The 17,271-nt window shown below is 32.2% G+C and carries 19 protein-coding genes; 7 read left to right on the top strand and 12 right to left on the bottom strand.

Going from position 1 to position 17,271, the window contains the following annotated elements; genetic code table 11:
• Positions 1–240: 240 nt before the first annotated feature.
• Positions 241–1,446 carry an RsmB/NOP family class I SAM-dependent RNA methyltransferase gene (locus AC2A1C_RS04840; RefSeq protein WP_484023943.1) on the bottom strand — a complete coding sequence of 402 codons (1,206 nt, stop codon included), beginning with the start codon at positions 1,444–1,446 and terminating at the stop codon, positions 241–243.
• Positions 1,447–1,546: 100 nt separating this feature from the next.
• Between AC2A1C_RS04840 and AC2A1C_RS04835 the strand changes: the two genes are divergently transcribed.
• On the top strand, positions 1,547–1,879 hold the full coding sequence (locus AC2A1C_RS04835) for a zinc ribbon domain-containing protein YjdM (protein ID WP_484023941.1): 333 nt from the start codon (positions 1,547–1,549) through the stop codon (positions 1,877–1,879).
• Between the two features lie 244 nt (positions 1,880–2,123).
• Here AC2A1C_RS04835 and AC2A1C_RS04830 read toward each other — a convergent pair whose 3' ends face one another.
• Positions 2,124–3,062: a sulfate/molybdate ABC transporter ATP-binding protein gene (locus AC2A1C_RS04830; RefSeq protein WP_484023939.1), complete on the bottom strand. Its 939-nt coding sequence runs from the start codon at positions 3,060–3,062 to the stop codon at positions 2,124–2,126.
• An 80-nt stretch (positions 3,063–3,142) separates the two neighbouring features.
• On the opposite strand from AC2A1C_RS04830, the gene AC2A1C_RS04825 reads away from it, so the two are divergent.
• The 4 genes from AC2A1C_RS04825 to AC2A1C_RS04810 all read left to right on the top strand — a co-directional run bounded on the left by AC2A1C_RS04825 (position 3,143) and on the right by AC2A1C_RS04810 (position 7,467).
• Positions 3,143–3,793: a YceI family protein gene (locus AC2A1C_RS04825; RefSeq protein WP_484023938.1), complete on the top strand. Its 651-nt coding sequence runs from the start codon at positions 3,143–3,145 to the stop codon at positions 3,791–3,793.
• A 216-nt stretch (positions 3,794–4,009) separates the two neighbouring features.
• On the top strand, positions 4,010–5,020 hold the full coding sequence (pheS, locus tag AC2A1C_RS04820; protein ID WP_484023936.1) for a phenylalanine--tRNA ligase subunit alpha: 1,011 nt from the start codon (positions 4,010–4,012) through the stop codon (positions 5,018–5,020).
• 237 nt (positions 5,021–5,257) lie between these two features.
• Positions 5,258–6,832 carry a sensor histidine kinase gene (locus AC2A1C_RS04815; RefSeq protein WP_484023934.1) on the top strand — a complete coding sequence of 525 codons (1,575 nt, stop codon included), beginning with the start codon at positions 5,258–5,260 and terminating at the stop codon, positions 6,830–6,832.
• The gene (locus AC2A1C_RS04810) at positions 6,829–7,467 is read left to right on the top strand and encodes a response regulator (protein WP_484023933.1); all 639 of its coding nucleotides are present in this window, start codon (positions 6,829–6,831) and stop codon (positions 7,465–7,467) included. Before AC2A1C_RS04815 ends, AC2A1C_RS04810 begins: the two co-directional genes overlap by 4 nt.
• Positions 7,468–7,705: 238 nt before the next feature.
• Here the strand turns inward: AC2A1C_RS04810 and AC2A1C_RS04805 are convergent, their stop codons facing one another.
• On the bottom strand, positions 7,706–10,147 hold the full coding sequence (locus AC2A1C_RS04805) for a DUF5916 domain-containing protein (RefSeq protein WP_484023931.1): 2,442 nt from the start codon (positions 10,145–10,147) through the stop codon (positions 7,706–7,708).
• 106 nt (positions 10,148–10,253) lie between these two features.
• Complete coding sequence (locus tag AC2A1C_RS04800) at positions 10,254–11,024, bottom strand: DUF3108 domain-containing protein (RefSeq protein WP_484023930.1); 771 nt, start codon at positions 11,022–11,024, stop codon at positions 10,254–10,256.
• Between the two features lie 151 nt (positions 11,025–11,175).
• Here AC2A1C_RS04800 and AC2A1C_RS04795 point away from each other — a divergent pair, with 151 nt between their 5' ends.
• Entirely contained in the window at positions 11,176–12,228 is a 1,053-nt protein-coding gene (locus tag AC2A1C_RS04795) for an NAD(P)/FAD-dependent oxidoreductase (RefSeq protein WP_484023928.1), read from the top strand.
• A gap of 23 nt (positions 12,229–12,251) precedes the next feature.
• Positions 12,252–12,584 (top strand): 2Fe-2S iron-sulfur cluster-binding protein, encoded by a 333-nt coding sequence (locus tag AC2A1C_RS04790; RefSeq protein ID WP_484023926.1) that lies wholly within the window; start codon positions 12,252–12,254, stop codon positions 12,582–12,584.
• Positions 12,585–12,611: 27 nt separating this feature from the next.
• Here AC2A1C_RS04790 and AC2A1C_RS04785 read toward each other — a convergent pair whose 3' ends face one another.
• The 8 genes from AC2A1C_RS04785 to AC2A1C_RS04750 all read right to left on the bottom strand — a co-directional run bounded on the left by AC2A1C_RS04785 (position 12,612) and on the right by AC2A1C_RS04750 (position 17,173).
• Entirely contained in the window at positions 12,612–12,905 is a 294-nt protein-coding gene (locus tag AC2A1C_RS04785; protein ID WP_484023924.1) for a hypothetical protein, read from the bottom strand.
• Positions 12,889–13,551 (bottom strand): hypothetical protein, encoded by a 663-nt coding sequence (locus tag AC2A1C_RS04780; protein ID WP_484023923.1) that lies wholly within the window; start codon positions 13,549–13,551, stop codon positions 12,889–12,891. Before AC2A1C_RS04780 ends, AC2A1C_RS04785 begins: the two co-directional genes overlap by 17 nt.
• Before the next feature lie 26 nt (positions 13,552–13,577).
• Complete coding sequence (locus AC2A1C_RS04775; RefSeq protein WP_484024055.1) at positions 13,578–15,020, bottom strand: aminoacyl-histidine dipeptidase; 1,443 nt, start codon at positions 15,018–15,020, stop codon at positions 13,578–13,580.
• A 78-nt stretch (positions 15,021–15,098) separates the two neighbouring features.
• Positions 15,099–15,704, bottom strand: coding sequence for an LURP-one-related family protein (locus AC2A1C_RS04770; RefSeq protein WP_484023921.1), 606 nt, complete (start codon positions 15,702–15,704; stop codon positions 15,099–15,101).
• Positions 15,705–15,782: 78 nt separating this feature from the next.
• Positions 15,783–16,205 carry an arsenate reductase ArsC gene (locus tag AC2A1C_RS04765; RefSeq protein WP_484023920.1) on the bottom strand — a complete coding sequence of 141 codons (423 nt, stop codon included), beginning with the start codon at positions 16,203–16,205 and terminating at the stop codon, positions 15,783–15,785.
• A gap of 3 nt (positions 16,206–16,208) precedes the next feature.
• Complete coding sequence (locus AC2A1C_RS04760) at positions 16,209–16,337, bottom strand: hypothetical protein (RefSeq protein ID WP_484023918.1); 129 nt, start codon at positions 16,335–16,337, stop codon at positions 16,209–16,211.
• 1 nt (position 16,338) lies between these two features.
• Positions 16,339–16,794 carry a DUF6428 family protein gene (locus tag AC2A1C_RS04755; protein WP_484023916.1) on the bottom strand — a complete coding sequence of 152 codons (456 nt, stop codon included), beginning with the start codon at positions 16,792–16,794 and terminating at the stop codon, positions 16,339–16,341.
• A gap of 52 nt (positions 16,795–16,846) precedes the next feature.
• A complete protein-coding gene (locus AC2A1C_RS04750; RefSeq protein ID WP_484024054.1) occupies positions 16,847–17,173 on the bottom strand; it encodes an ArsR/SmtB family transcription factor in 327 nt (108 codons plus the stop codon).
• Between the last annotated feature and the right edge of the window lie 98 nt (positions 17,174–17,271).

Genomic DNA, 17,271 nt, shown 5'->3' with positions numbered 1-17,271 from the left:
CAAAGAGAGAAAAAATATGAATTTTTACGAAAAAAATTAGTTTTAAGAGATTTGAAACAGATAAAAAATATTCATAGCATAGCACTTTTCAGCCTGTAGAAGCTCTTATACAAAAAAAATAATAAGTATTTATTGATATATGATAATATTTCCTAATTTTTTTTGCAGCTACTTTGCAATACATTTTCATCATTTGTGTTTTTTAAGCCTTCTTGTTGCTTCATAGTGCAAGAAGGTTTTTTATTTTTGCCTTTCAATAAGTGCCATATAAAAACCATCGTAACCTTCACTTGGCATTATTTTTTCGTCTTTAACAAGTTTAAAATCAGGATTGTTTTTCAAAAAATCTTCCACTTGCAAATTATTTTCCGAAGGCAAAATAGAACACGTTGCATAGATCATTTTTCCACCTTTTTTTATAATTTTAGAATAATCTTGCAAAATCTGCTGCTGCTCTTTTTTAATTCTTTCAATAAACTCTGCATCTATCTTCCATTTACTATCAGGATTTCTTTTCAAAACTCCAAGTCCGGAACATGGTGCATCAATTAACAAACGGTCTGCTTTTTCGTGTAGACGTTTTATGACTTTATTATCGGAAATCAGACGAGTTTCAATATTATGAGCTCCTGCTCTTTTTGCACGTCGTTTCAGTTCTGCCAGTTTCCATTCAAAAATATCTAACGCGATAATCTGACCTTTATTTTTCATCAAAGCAGCAAGATGAAGTGTTTTTCCACCCGCTCCTGCACAAGCATCCACAACACGCATTCCTTCTTTTACGTCCAGGAATTCGCCAATTTTCTGAGAACTTGCATCTTGAACTTCAAACAAACCATCCTTGAAAGCAGAAGTTAGAAAAACATTTTTCTTTTCTTCCAACTGAACCGCATCAGGATAATTTCTGATCGGAAAAGACTCCACATTTTCATCTTTCAAATCCGAAATAAGCTCTTTAACAGACGTTTTCAGCGTATTTGCACGAAGAACTGTCGGAGCCTGCTCATTCAAAGCCTTCATTTCTTTCTCCCAATTTTTTCCGAGTTCTTTTTCTAAAGTTTCAGCCAACCATTCTGGAACAGAATATTCAATTGCTTTTGTAGGAACAGTATTTTTCTCCAATTTTTTGAGAATATCTCCAATCTTGATCCCGTCAAATTCCTCAAATTTTTTGTAATGCGTTTTACTCCAAAGCAAATATGCAAGAATCAGTTTGTAAATATTTCCAGGTTTTACACCTTCTCCCATGTAATATTCCAGTCGCTTTTTCCAACGGATGATATTGTAAAAAATCTCCGAAACTACGGCTCTGTCTTGGCTTCCCCATTTTTTATGAGCTTTCAGAAGTCTTTCTATGACTTTATCTGCATATTTATTTTTTTCAAAAAAAGTTTCCTGAAGTGCGTCGTGTATTCCTATCAAAAGATTTCGGTGAATGAGTTCCATTTTTTTAATGCCTTTAGTTTTGGCGATGCAAAATTACAGTTTTTAATTCTTTCACCTTATTTTATATTCTAAAATTATATTTTTGCAAAAAAATAAAGAGATGAACGATACTTTACATTGTCCAAAATGCGATTCTGAATTTACCTATGAACAAGATAATATGATGGTATGTTCCCAATGTTTCCATGAGTGGAATCCTTCGGAAGCTGAAAATGAAAACAAAATTTTCGATTCTAATGGGAATGAACTTCAAAACGGAGATTCTGTAGTTGTCATTAAAGATTTACCTGTAAAAGGTGCACCAAAACCTGTAAAAGCCGGAACGAAAGTAAAAAATATCCGCCTAAATTTTGACAGCGATCACAATATTGATTGCAAAATTGATGGTTTTGGAGCAATGGCTCTAAAATCTGAGTTTGTGAAGAAAGCCTAAATTTTTAAAAAACGAAAAAAGGAAAAATTTGGCAGGGTAATCTTTCAAAAAGCCTAATTGCAAATGGATTGCTAATTTTGGCCTCATAAAGACAGAAAGAGAATTAACCAAAAATTTCCTTGTTTTGTAATAGGGTAAACAAAAGTATAATAAAATTTTCAATCTCTTATACTTTTTCACTCAATTTTTATCAACAAACTAACAAAAACAGAAAAAATCATACGATAATTCAACAATTTTATCTTTATCTTACGAACACAATTTTTACAGAATCCGTAAGTTTTTGTTGAGAATACATGATTATTTTTTTCCCTTTGAAATCTAACTTATTCCAATAATAGCTACCTGAAAAACGACTTTCCAAAACTTTTGCATCTTCTCCATTTTCAGAAATAGTGATTTCTGAAGGATAGTAAAAATTTTTATCAATCTCAAAGTGTATTTTTTCCTCATCCGAAAACACATTCACTTCCCCAAAAAGTTTTGCAACGTATTCATTATAAGGATTTTTATATGTTTCTTCAGGAGAATCATTCTGGATAAGCCTTCCGTCTTGCAGAATAATAATCTGATCCAACCAAGGCATCACTTCCAACAATTCATGGGTTGAAATAATCAATGAAAGATTTTCTTTTTTCACATAATTGAACAGTTTTTCCCGAAGTTCAATTTTTCTGGAAAAGTCCAAATTACTAAATGGTTCATCCAAAAGCAAAAGTTTCGGAGTTACGGAAAGAGCACGTGCAATTGCCACTCTTTGCTGTTGTCCACCACTCAGATTTTTGGGCAAAACATCCGCATATTCTTTCATTCCCACTACATCCAGAAGCTCATTCACTTTATCTTTTTTTTCTTGCAGATTGATATTGGAAATAAATTTTCCCACATTATCGTAAACTGTAGAATACGGCATCAGATCGTAATTTTGTGCTACAAATTTCATTTCTTCTTCACCGGGAACAAGATTTCCTTTTGGCCCTAAAAGTTTTTTTCCCTGAAAAAGAATTTCACCATTTTCCCAATCTAAAAGTCCGTAGATCAGATTCAGAAGCGTAGATTTTCCACAGCCGCTTTCTCCGGCAAGAGCGATAATTTTACCTTCGCCGATTTTCAGATTCAGATTTTTAAAAAGTGGTTTTTCCGGCCGATGCGAAAAAAATAATCCGTTAATATCCAAAAGCATGCGGCAAAAATAAGGATTTGTTTTTTATTGAAGTAATTTTCATAATTTTGACACCAAATCAAAAACACATATTCATCACAATGAAAAACTCTATTTTTCCGGCACTTTTTTCTATTTTGATACTGACTTCGTGCGGAAAGGATAAGCCTCTTGAAAGCAAGTCTAATGAAATCAATACCACAAAAAATGGTACTGTTTACACCTTAGACACATCAAACAGCAAAATTGAATGGAAAGGATACAAAGTGGTAAAATCCGACAATACCAGTCATCTTGGAATTATAAAATTTGAAAGCGGTGATCTCACTTTAAAAGACGGAAAACTGGAAAGCGGAAAATTTGTAGCTGATATCAATTCTCTTGAAAATATAGATTTGAAAGACAATGCAGAACAAAAAGGAAAACTGGAAGGACACCTGAAAAGTGGTGATTTTTTTGAAACAGAAAAATTCCCAACCGCTTCCTACGAAATCACAAAAGTATCAGATGCTACAAACGGAGGCGATTACAATACAATTTTAGACGGAAATCTTACAATTAAAGGAATTACCAAACCTGTACAATTCAATGCGAATGTTTCTGTAAAAGATAATAATGTAAGTATTGCTACAGAACCTACCGATATTAATCGTGAAGATTTCGGGGTAAAATTCGCAATGCCTGTTCAGAATGGAATTCTGAAAAATGAAGTAACGCTTCAGGTTTTTATAAAAGCTACGGAAAAGAAATAAAAATGAATGCTTACGATGTTGGATATTTTAAGGGACAAATAATGGCGAAAGTTATTGTTTTAGGAATAATTGTAATAACCATTTATTTTTTAATAAAATATTTCACAAAAAACAAAGATAAATAGTCTGCCAGGAATACAGATTTATTTTTACTAATATTTCTCACAGAAGATCACCCAAATTTTTGTAATTTTGCACATTCTCAGATTGAAGACAATGTTAGAAAAAATTGACGAATTATTAGTAGAAGTAAATGGTTTCAATTCTTCCCAAAAAGAAGAGATTGAACAATTCCGTATAAAATACAGCGGAAAAAAAGGAATTCTGAATGATTTTTTTGAAAAATTCAAGGAAGTTCCAAATGAGCAGAAGAAAGAATTCGGGCAAAAAATCAATTCTCTAAAACAGGCTGTTGCTACAAAACTGGACGAGCTGAAAGAAGCCTCTTCTTCCAATATCATCATTGAGAAAGAAGATCTTACAAAACCGGCTTTTCCTTTGGAGTTGGGTTCCAGACATCCGATAAATCTGGTGAAAAACAAAATCATCGAAATTTTCAAATCCATAGGTTTTGCTGTTGCAGACGGACCAGAAATTGAAGACGACTGGCATAATTTCACCGCCCTGAATTTACCGGAATATCATCCTGCAAGAGATATGCAAGATACTTTTTTTATTGAGCAAAATCCGGATATTTTACTGAGAACTCATACTTCTTCTGTTCAGATTCGTTATATGGAGCAAAATCAGCCTCCTATCAGAATTCTTTCACCGGGAAGAGTATTCAGGAATGAAGCTGTATCTTCAAGATCACACTGCATTTTCCATCAAATCGAAGGTTTGTATATTGATGAGAATGTAAGTTTTGCAGATCTGAAACAAACCATTCAATTTTTTACTACCGAACTTTTCGGAAAATCCAAAATCAGAATGCGTCCTTCTTATTTTCCTTTCACAGAACCAAGTGCAGAAGTGGATGTCTATTGGGGACTGAATTCTGAAACCGATTATAGAATAACAAAAGGAACCGGCTGGCTGGAAATCATGGGTTGCGGAATGGTAGATCCTGCGGTTTTGAAAAATGTAAATATTGATCCTGATAAATATTCCGGATACGCATTCGGAATGGGAATTGAAAGAATTGTCATGTTGCTTTATCAGATGAGCGATATCCGTATGTTTTTTGAAAATGATATAAGAATGCTAAAACAGTTTAAAAAATTATAAATTTATTATATTTAAAATTTTTATATAAATTCTAATCCTGTAAAAAATGACTTTACAGGATTTTTTATTACTTTTATACAATTACAGAGAAAGATGTTGAAATTGTTAAATTTTAGGTTAAGAAAAATTGTTCATTATTCTTTGATTGTATGTATTTTACTGATACAATTGATAATTGCAGGCTATTTTTATAATGAGTTTATTAATAACAAAAATTTAGCTTTCATTGAAAAAAAATTGAAAGAACTACACTCATTAGAAAACTTAACAGACAATTCCAGGAAGGAACTTTTAAACGCACAAACTTATTTTCAGAAATATATCATTACTGAAGACAATACCTATTTAGAATCCTACTTCAAATCTTTAAACAAACTTGGGGGAAATTTAGAAAATATAAGTCATTATCAATACAAATATCCGAAACTAAAAAATATTTTAACACCGCAGAAGAAAGACTCTTTAGAAGTAAAAAAATTAAAAGTGCTAATTGATTCTACTCATCATTTTTCTGCCAGACCAAACTTCAATACCAACAACGATTTTCCGAAATTACAAAAATTCAATTTAGACTATAATTTTGACAAATTTAATATAGAAAAGAAAACCTATTCTGATTCTGTAAAGAAAAAAGGACTATTCGGGCGATTGGGAGATGCTATCTCCGGAAAAGAAAGTGTTCGAAAAGACAGCACCGTAATCACCATGAAACAAGGGAAAGAACCAAATACTTCTACAATAAAAACAGAAATGGAAAGCATCCTAAATGCTGCTAATAAACACTACTCCGGTGAAGTAAAAAAAATAGAAGTAAATATCACCAAAAAACATAACGACAATAACAGGCTTTACAAAATTTTTAATAATCTTTTGACTTACAGCAACGATCTGATGAATATCTATGAATTGGCCATTAAAGATTCTAAATCAGATCTGGAAAAAGAATACAAAAAGCAAAATTCTAAAAACAGCAGGATGAGAAATTATCTGATTTTTGGATCGATAATCCTGATGTTTATTGTATCTATTTTAATTATGATTCTTACCAGAATTGCCTTTCTTTATGAGCGAAAACTGAGCATCGCCAATGAACAAATAAATGAAAATCTCAATTTTAAAAACAGGATCTTAGGAATGGTAAGTCACGAATTCAGATCGCCTTTAAAAATTATCGACATCTTCATCAGCAGAATCAGTAAAAAAACACAAGACGAAAGTATAAAGGAATATCTAAAATCAATTCGTTTTACCAATAGTACTTTATTGATACAAGCGAATCAAATTCTGGAATACACTAAAAACCAACAAGTCGAAAACAAACTAATTCCTGTTGTTTTCAATCTTAAAAATGAAATAAGATCAATATTAAATTCAATTGAACCTTATATAGAAACGAGAAATAACAAATTTGTCATTAATGAAAATATAGATCCCGATATTGTTGTTTATTCCGATAATACTAAGATCAATCAAATTTTTATGAATATTCTTGGAAATGCTAATAAATTCACCGAAAATGGACAAGTCAGTGTGACCACAAAAACGAAATCTATAAATGAAAATACAATTTCTTTAATTACAGAAATAAATGATACTGGTGTAGGAATTTCCAAATCCGATTTAGAAAAAATATTTGAACCATATTATCAGGGAGTATTATCGGAAGATGTGGAAAATCTCGGTGCTGGTTTGGGATTGAGCTTATGCAAAGAAATCATAGAACTTTATTCCGGGGAAATCTCTGTTTCCAGTGAAATAAATAAAGGTACTTCCGTAACATTCCGTATCAATTTAAATATTAATAAAGCATGAACCATTTAGGTCATATTTCGATACTGCTTGCGGACGACCATAGCCTTATAAGACAAGGTATCGTTTTTATATTGGAAGATATTGAGCTGGATTGTGATGTTTATCATGCATCCAATTTGCAGCAAATTTTGGAATTTTTAAAAAAGCATCCCATAAATATTGCTATCATAGATGCTCATTTTCCTGATGGAAACAGCCTGACCATTTTACCCGAAATTAAAAATATAAGACCGGAAATTAAAGTTCTAATCTTTACCGGAATTGAAGAAGATAAACACTCTCTAAAATTTATTAATGCCGGTGCAAACGGATTTTTAAGCAAACTGAATGATGAAGAAGAAATAAAACAAGCCATTCTGAAAATGCTTAATCATGGAGAATATATCTCACCTACAACACAGGCATTATTGCTACACTCCATGCATAATCGGAATCTGATAAATCCATTATCGTCTTTAACGGAAAGAGAACTCCAAATTGCAGAAATGTATGCAGAAGGCTTTGGTAATCTTGAGATTGCAAATAAGCTGGACATTAAACAAAATACTGTAAGTACTATTAAAAAAAGAATTTTTGAAAAATTGAAAATTGAAAACATTGTAGAACTTATAGAAACAATTAAAAATAATCGTTAGAAAAGTTTAGGCTTGTAGAAAAATATCTACAACCATATCGATATACTTCTAAACGTTTTGTCAATATAATGTACATTGATGGAGTATCTTTGCACCAGAATTTTTAACAAAAAATATCTATTAAAACGAACATAAATGATGAAGCAAAATTTATTGCTTCTAACAAGAAAAACAAACCTCCGAAATCGGAGGTTTGTTTTTTGTATTTATAGGGCTATAAAAGATTTGTTCGGACTTTCTATGATTTTTTTCTTGTCCAGTTTTTCATTCGGTTATAATCTAAAAAGTAGGTGACTCTCAAAGAGAAATTATTAATCATTGGTTCATCAAAAAGAGCATTAAAATTGTCTTTAAATTTCATTCTTGATACTTCCAAATAATTTTGAGCGGCATTTCTGTAAAGCAATGTCAATTGGCTTCCCGGAGCAAACCACCAAGAATAACGTAAGTCTACATTCCAGGAATTGTAAGTTCTATTGAATTTGCTTATATTTTCAATATTAGTATCGAAACTTGATACACTTCCGTCTTGGTTCAATGTATAAACTTGCTTGTTGGTAACATCTGAAAAATAGTGACGGAATGCTAAAGACAATACCATTTTGTTATTAAAAGTATACTGCCCTGTTATTGAATTTTCATACGTATTTCTTTGTCTCCGGCTCATGTAGATATTTTCAGTATCTGTTGGATTATAATTAATAAATCCTATTTCGTTGTTGCTGAAAACAGGGTCAAAATTCCACATCAAATTCAACTTATCCGAAGCACGATAACGAAGAAACATAGCAGGAATCACTCTGTTTCTACCAACTTCATCATAGGCATAATAATCAACTGTTATACGATACTGAATTTTTTTACGATTATCACTTTCAAACCAAAGCCAACTATCAAAATATCCGGGTACTTTAAGGTGTTTTCCAAAAACTCTCGGTTCATAAATATCATTTTCTCCTAAAGGAGTGAATTCAATTCCGCCTCCGAAACTCTGGAATTTTTTCGTTGTAAACTGATTATTATGATTAAACCTTAAGTTGGTAAAAAGGAAAGGTTCCAAACGATGGTCATAATTCAAATTAAAATTCAGATAAATATTATTGAATTTTTCCGTCGGCTGCAAAATACGATATCCGTACCAAGTATTGTAATTGGCATAATTAGTGGCTGTAGAAAATCCTAAATCATTGATATCCCAATCTTTATTTACAAAATTCGCATTAATATCAAATCTATTTTTACCCGAATATTTTCCAAAACCGGCTGTTCCTCTGCTTCCGAATCTTGTATCTCCATTCATTACCCAACTTCCTTTTATATTTCCATAATAGGTATAAGTATTATCTTTATTGGTTATATTCCATAATAATCCGGTTGCATTGGCATCTCGAAAATTTCCTGATCTCACCGTATTGGTATTTACTAAGGTAACGGATGAAGTTCCATTAAATCTCTGATCCAAAACGAAAACATTAAAGTTAGTCCATGGTTCCACTACTTCTTTTCTTATATTTCCGGTTTTGGTATCCTGAATCGTTGCTTCCATTTTTTCCGTAACTCCATTGAAAATTCCAATTCCTAAACCTTTTTTTGTTCTTCCTGAAATTTTAAATGCATTGAAAAGTTTCACTTTTGATGGATATTCGGTTACCACTTCATCGTCTCCTACATAAGGATATAATGAAGGTTCGCCTCCTACTCTTCTGGAATAAAACATATCTCCTTTACTGAAAAGTTCAGTACCTTCCATAAAAAATGAGCGCTGTTCAGCAAATTGTTGTTCAAAAGGTGTTAAATTCAAAATTGAATTATCAAAATTTGCCTGCCCAAAATCCGGAATCAACGTCATATCAAAGGTAAAAGCATCATTGATTCCGTATTTCAAATCCATTCCTCCATTTACATTTGTTGTAGTTTTACCGTCAAAATTATTGACATAGGTGGAAAAATATGGCGTAAAAGAAAGTCTTGTTGGCGTTTTTACATCTTCAATACCATTGAGAATCCCATCATAAAAAGTAAAACTTCCTCTATTATTGTTGATTCGGTTCCAAGATAGTTTTTTTCTTTGCCTTTGAATATTTCTAAAGAAATTCACACCCCATTCCTGTACATTACTTTTTGGAAATCTAAGCTCGAAATACGGAATTTTCATTTCCACATTCCAACCTTTATCTGTAATTTTCACAGCACTGTACCAGACTCCGTTCCATGTTGTATCTTCACCATCACTGGTTGCTTTTGCATCAAACTGAACTCCTGCTGCACTTACAATAAATTCGTAACTCTGCTGTTTGTCATTATATCCATTAATAAAAACACCAAAAAAATCATCATTATTCAGATCATCTCTTTCTGTAAGCTGTTTCGCAATTTTATCCGGCTCGTTATCAAAAAGTTGTGCACTGATGTACACAGCAGTATTATCATATAAAACCTTCACTACGGATTTTTGTTCGGATAGTTCCTGTTTTCCGTTTTCAGGTTGGAATTCTATAAAATCGGCAGCATTGGAAGCCTGATTCCATATTTCCTCATCAAAAATTCCGTCAATTTTTATGGATTGATTAATTTTTAGAGCTTGAAGTCTTTTTCTTGGAATGCTATCCTGTTCTTTATTTTGAGCAAATATTATGATTCCTGAGAAAAGGATTGCAAAAAATGTGAGTCTGAGTTTCATGTTCACTAAATGTTTAGTGATAAGACATCTCAATACTTCTTTTTGTTACATCTAAAAAGAAAAAAACAGGCAACTACCTGTTTTTCAATTCATTATTTTAAATCTATTATTTAAAAGCAATAGGATTTTTCACATTTTTGTAACTATCTAAATCTGCTTTCAGAGAACCAACCGCAAGTTCAGCTTTTATGGAAACCGGAATATGATTCCCATCATTTGTTACCCAAAGTGTTACACCTTCCTGATCCTTAAAAACACGTCCGCTTATTACGGAAGGAATTATTCTGAGGCAGCTTACTTTTCCAAATTTTGTTTTTACATCTTCAGTTCCTGTAACTTTTAATCGAAAAGGAAACATTTCATCATCTATCCAAACATTCAGATTCATTATGTCTCCTACTTTTAGTTTTCCGATATCGAAACTTCTTAAATAGTAAAATGCAGAAAGCATATCCTGAACTCCTTTTACAGATTTCAACACTTTAGAACCATTTTTAACATCTTTCTTATCAGTCAGTATCAAAGTTTGATCGGAGTGATTAAATACTGTTTCATAATGTTGTCGATAGCTTCCTTCCCGTACATTTCTTACATAAAAACTTGGCAAACCATTGTCATAATTAATAAAACTTTCATAGACATCATCTACTTTAAAAAATGCACGTACTGCACCTGTAGTTTTTCCTACACCTTTTACATAAAAGTGAGGTTGTCCTTGATAATTGGTTTTTAAAGTCGTTAAAGTTGCAGTTCCTGCATTTAAGAATCCGTAATGAATTCTATAATTTAAAGTTTCACCGGACTGAATATTGTCCAGCTTTTGAGACCAACTTAAACCAAAGCACAGTAATGCTATAAAAGAAATAAAATTTTTCATTCTTACATTTTTACAAAAATTTTGCCAAAATATTTTTTGTATTTTAAACTGCAAATTTAGCAGTTTATGTGATATATCTCACATAAGTTTTTTTTAATTTTCTTACTTTTGCATTCGGAATTATACATCTGATTCTCAATTCTATTAAAAAATGATTACAACAGATTTACTTATAATCGGAGCCGGACCTACCGGACTTTTTGCTGTTTTTGAAGCAGGGTTACTAAAAATGAAATGCCATATTATTGATGCTCTTCCACAACCGGGTGGTCAATTGGCAGAACTTTATCCTAAAAAACCTATTTTCGATATTCCGGGATATCCGAGTATAAATGCAGGTGAACTGGTGGACAATCTAATGGAACAAATAAAACAGTTTCAGCCGGGTTTTACATTAGCAGAAACCGCTATTTCGCTTACCAAAATTGATGATGAATGGTTTGAAGTAGTAACAAATAAAGGAACCATCCATAGAGCAAAAGCAGTAGCAATTGCAGGCGGACTCGGGACTTTTGAGCCAAGAAAACCAGAAATTTCCAATGTTTCCGATTTTGAAGAAAAAGGTGTTGAATATTTTGTAAAAGAACCAGAACATTTCCGAAACAAAAAAATTGTAATTGGTGGTGGCGGAGATTCTGCTTTGGACTGGAGTATTTTTCTTTCTGATATTGCAAGTGAAGTAACCTTGATTCATAGAAGAAATGAATTCCGTGGAGCTTTGGATTCTGTAGAAAAAGTACAGGAACTGAAAAATCAAGGAAAAATAAATCTTATCACACCAGCGGAAGTAACAGCCTTAAAAGGAAACGGAAAAATTGAAGCTATAACTATAGAAAAAGACGGGGAACAATTCGATATCGAGACAGATTTCTTCATTCCGCTTTTCGGACTTACTCCAAAATTGGGAGAATTGGCAAATTGGGGACTGGAAATTGAAAAAAATGCCATTAAAGTAAACAATGCTCTGGATTATCAAACCAATATTGAAGGAGTTTATGCAATTGGAGATATCAATACCTATCCCGGAAAATTAAAGTTGATTCTTTGCGGTTTTCATGAAGCAACTTTGATGTGTCAAAGTGTTTACCAAAGATTAAATCCCGGTAAAAAATATGTTCTTAAATATACTACAGTAAGTGGTGTTGATGGTTTTGACGGAAGCCGAAAAGAAGCTGAAAAAGCGGTAGTAAAAAAGATTGACTAAAAAAAATAAAATTTTTATAAAAAATGAACGATATTACTATAAAAATAAAGGATAGAGAAGGTATTACTCACGAAGTAATTGCACCAACAGATATGTCCATGAATTTGATGGAAGTAATTCGTTCTTATGAACTTGCAGAAGAAGGAACAATTGGAGTTTGCGGAGGAATGGCAATGTGCGCTTCGTGTCAGGTTTATGTTTTGGAAGGTGCTGAAAAACTTCTGGAAATGCAAGATGATGAAGATGCAATGTTAGGAGAAGCTTTTCATGTAAAAGACAATAGCAGATTGGGTTGTCAGCTTCATATTACGGAGGAACTGGATGGTCTCGAGGTGGAAATTGCTCCTTATCCTTAGAAAATATAAACTCCTGAAAATCAAATTTCAGGAGTTTTTTTTATGTATAAAATTGAAATTATTTTGGTTTAATGAGAGAGGCAGATAATCTCTAAAATTATATGATATTTTTTCAGCCAATTCTTTTATGAACTTATTGTCTTTGACATAATTATCTTTTTCACTTTCATTAAGTTTAATCAGCATACATGCATCAACAAAACTAACAGGATTATATACAACATCAATATACAAATCCTTATTATAAGATTCATATACAATATATTTCCAGTGTTCTCTTTCTATTTCTATTGATTCAATAGTTTCATTGGATTTCTTCACTTGGCTTATACTCCGTTTCTTCAATAGTAAATTTATTCTCGACAAATTTTTGCCTTGTTGTATTTAGTTTTTCAAAATTTTTATGGGAAAAATTTAGCTTGTAGCCTTTATTATCTTGTGTTGTGATATAGACATTGTCATATTCTTCATCATCAAACGGAATAAAAAGCATTACCGATTGATTCGCCAATTCTGGTTCAGTGAGATTATCTGATTTTACGGTTGTCCAACCTTTAATATCTGCACTATAAAAAACATCATTAGGATAATACAGATAATTCACAAGAAAAGAAAATGTAGAAAAATGAATATCTTCAGGAAATGTTAATACCACTATATCTTCCGAAAATACAGAAAAAATAATTGAAAGATTAGGATTTTCTTTACGATAAAGATCACAAAATTGTTGTACAGCTTTTTTGATATTCAGATAATTCGCTCCTTCTACAATAATGATTTTATCGTTTTTGTTGGGTTTCTTTTCAGTAAAAACTTTGGATATTGCTGCAGTTTTTTCTTCTTCCTTGGAAGGAATGGCATCGCTTTTTGCATTTTCAGTAAGTTTTTTCTGATTTTGCTTTAAGAAGAAAATTACCAAAAATGCAATTATCACTAGTGCTATAGCAATAAAAACTATCGTTTTCAATCAAAAAAATTTAGATATTGTTTCACTTATTTTTTAGGAATATTGGCTAGAATTTCTTTCAAAAATTTCCAGAATTTTTGCGTTGAAGGAATATTTGCTTTTTCATCCGGAGAATGCGCACCACGAATGGTGGGCCCAAAACTTACCATTTCCATTTCGGGATAATTAGCACCGATTATTCCGCATTCCAAACCGGCATGACAAGCCACTACATGAGGTTTGCTACCGAAATCTCTTTCATAAATTTTTTCCATTAATTTTACGATTTCAGAGCCCGGTTTCGGTTTCCAGCCAGGATATGAACCACTAAATTCGACTTTCATTCCTGCAAGCTCAAATGTGGATTTCAATTGTTCTGCCACTGCAAATTTCGTTGAATCTACAGATGAACGAGAAAGGCATAAAATTTTTAAACTTCCGTCTTTCAGTTCTACTCTCGCAACATTGTTGGACGATTCTACCAGATCTGCAACATCCGGACTCATTCTGTAAACTCCATTATGTGCAGCTTTCAAGGCAAGGATTATTTTTTTAGAATCTTCTATTGAAAGAGCTTTCTCTCCCGTTGAAAAATTTTCTACCAAAATATGCAAATCCTTTTCTACAGTTGCAAATTCTTCTAAAATTTCCTCTTTCAACACTACTACTCTTTCAATAAATTCAGGTGCGTTTCTCACCGAAAATACGGCAAACGCTTCACGCGGAATTGCATTTCGCAATCCACCTCCGTCAATGGAAATCAATCGGATATTCTCATTATCAATTCCGGTGTACAAAAGTCTTCCCAATATCACATTTGCGTTTCCGAAACCTTTATGGATATCCATTCCGGAATGTCCACCTTGCAAACCTTTTACGGAAATTTTTACAATTTGTCCTTGCACCGTTTCCAAAGCGTAGTTATGCGTAGCTGTTACATCTATTCCACCAGCACAACCAATATCTATTTCATCATCTTCTTCCGTATCCAGATTTAGCAAAATATCTCCTGAAAGTTGTCCCGGTTTTATACCTAAAGCTCCTGTCATTCCTGTTTCTTCATCAATAGTAAAAAGTGCTTCCAAAGCAGGATGCGGAATATCAGAACTTTCGAGAATACTCATAATTGCTGCAACTCCAAGTCCATTGTCTGCTCCTAAAGTTGTTCCTTTTGCTTTTACCCAATCTCCATCAATTTCCATTTGGATTCCTTCCGTTTCAAAATTAAAATTGGTATCGGCATTTTTCTGACAAACCATATCCAAATGCGATTGCAGAATAATGGATTTTCTATCTTCCATTCCCGCAGTTGCAGGTTTTTTTATAATCACATTTCCTACTTCATCTACTTTTGTTTCTAATCCAAGATTTTCTCCGAATTTTTCAATAAACTCTATTACTTGTCCTTCCTTTTTTGAAGGTCTTGGAACTGCATTCAGGGCAGAAAAATTTTTCCAGATAATTTGAGGTTCTATATTGGTAAGTTCCATAAATAATTTGTTTTTTTCAAATGTACAAAATAAAAAATGCTCCCAGAATTCAGGAAGCATTTTTATTATTTTTGATTTTTATCCTCTTGCTCTTTCCAGAAGCACCATCATAAGATAAGAAAGCACGATAAGGCTTTCATCCTCATCATCAATATCTACCAATCTGTCCAATTGAAATCTTCTCCCAATCATGGAAGGCATTTTTTTCAATCTGAAATATTCTTTTCCGGAAGCATCTTTTACTGTATAAGAAGGATTAAGAAAATATCCCGTAAACATTCCGATAATAGGAATTTCACCAACTAAACTATCAAAAACTTTCACCCAAGCATTATCTTCAGTAATTGTAAATTTTACCACATCATTTTCATCAACAATATCATACGTCGATTTCCAGATGGAACGCATTCCTTTTCTTGCAAGTCGTCCAAAATTTTTATTATTGACAATATCCGTCATCCTGTAAGAAGAATTAAAATCCAACCAACGGTCAGCCTTAATTCGGAATAGCTCCTGAGATTTGCTTTCGTCATTAAAAACAATTACGTCTTCTTTCAGCTTGAACATTTTTTGGCGAACATAAGCCACATAATTTCCATTTTTGTCCGTAATGTTAAAATCGCTGGAAAGCGTTGTGATTTTGAATTTAAAATCAAGAGGGTAATTCAGATTTTTAAGTACCATACATTTTGTTTTTTTCAAATATAGAGATTTTTAAATCTTTACCATTAACAATCGAAAAAAATTGATAAAAAAAATTCGTTATGCAAGGATATTCTCATCAATGAAATTTTTGCAATACTCTTTAATCTCGTTTCTTACTCTTCCAAATTCTTCTTTTATTTCCGCCTCTTTTCCCTGCATTTTTGAAGGATCAGAAAAATTATGGTGGATTTTTATAGCTTTTGAAGGAAAAAATGGGCAATTTTCTTTAGCATTATCGCAAACAGTAATTACAAAATCAAACTCAATATCCTGATATTCACTTATATTATTGGATGTTTGATACGAAATATCAATTCCATCCTCCTTCATGGTTTCAATTGCTTTGGGATTTACACCATGTGTTTCAATTCCTGCACTATAAATTTCTGCTTTATTATTGGCAAAATATCTGAGATAACCTTCTGCAATCTGGCTTCTACAGCTATTTCCTGTACAAAGCACCAATATCTTTTTTTTCATTTTTTAATTTACTAAAAGCCAAACCAAATTGATAATACAAAATTTAGCATCAAAACCAAATGCCAGTTGCAATCCTACTACCGATGCAATGATGATAATTGGTTTTTTATACTTAATAAAATTTTTTTTCATTTTAGCAACATCCGGAATTAGGTGAACAACACTTACTTTGAGTTTCTAAAACTTCGGCATTTTGTGGGATTCCGCAGGATTCGTTGGCTAAACAAGTGGTATGTTTATTTTTTAGGATAAAATTGTTTCCATTGAAATCCAGATCAAAACTTCCGATAGTCTCAGTCTGATATTCTACATCAATTTCCGCATCTTCCAATCCAAGTTTTTCCTCAGAAAGCTGGATGATTTTTAGAAGTTTTCCCGGTTTTAGCTTATGTTCAAAATCATTGGCATTCCAAAGTTGGAAATTAATTTTCTTTTCACTTCTGATTGTTCCACCACAATCGATGAATTTTTTGGTAATCATACCGATTTCGGTAACATGAAAATGTTCAGGAACAAAAGCTCCGTTTTCCAGTTGAAATTCAACATTATCTAATGTTGGTAAAATTTCTTTGATTTGAGATAGTTTCATATTTATTTTATTTTAATATTGCTATATTACGATATATGAGTTTAAAAAAATATTAACAACAATTTCCTTTTCTCAATTTTTCAAAAATAGTTAAAAAGTAGCTGTTGATGAATTTTACGGTTTCTTCATTAATACAGTAGCAAATAGAATTTCCCTCTATATTCCCTTTTATTAGACCTGCATTTTTAAGTTCTTTAAGATGCTGCGAAATTGTAGGTTGCGCAAGAGGAAGTTCATTTACGATATCTCCACAAATGCATTTGTTTACCTTCATCAGATATTCCAAAATCGCAATTCTTGCAGGATGCCCCAATGCTTTTGCAATTTGTGCAACCTTATTTTGCTCTTCTGTAAAAAATTCGGTTTTTGAAGCTCCCATTATTTTATCTTTATATTGCAATATTACGATAATATTTTTAATTGCAAAATACATTCTGTTATTTTTTTAGAAATTAATATATCTTTCCTTTTCTATCA

The organism is Chryseobacterium sp. HNCC26DJ241 (genome assembly GCF_057180505.1).
This window is presented reverse-complemented; position numbering and strand designations above follow the sequence as displayed.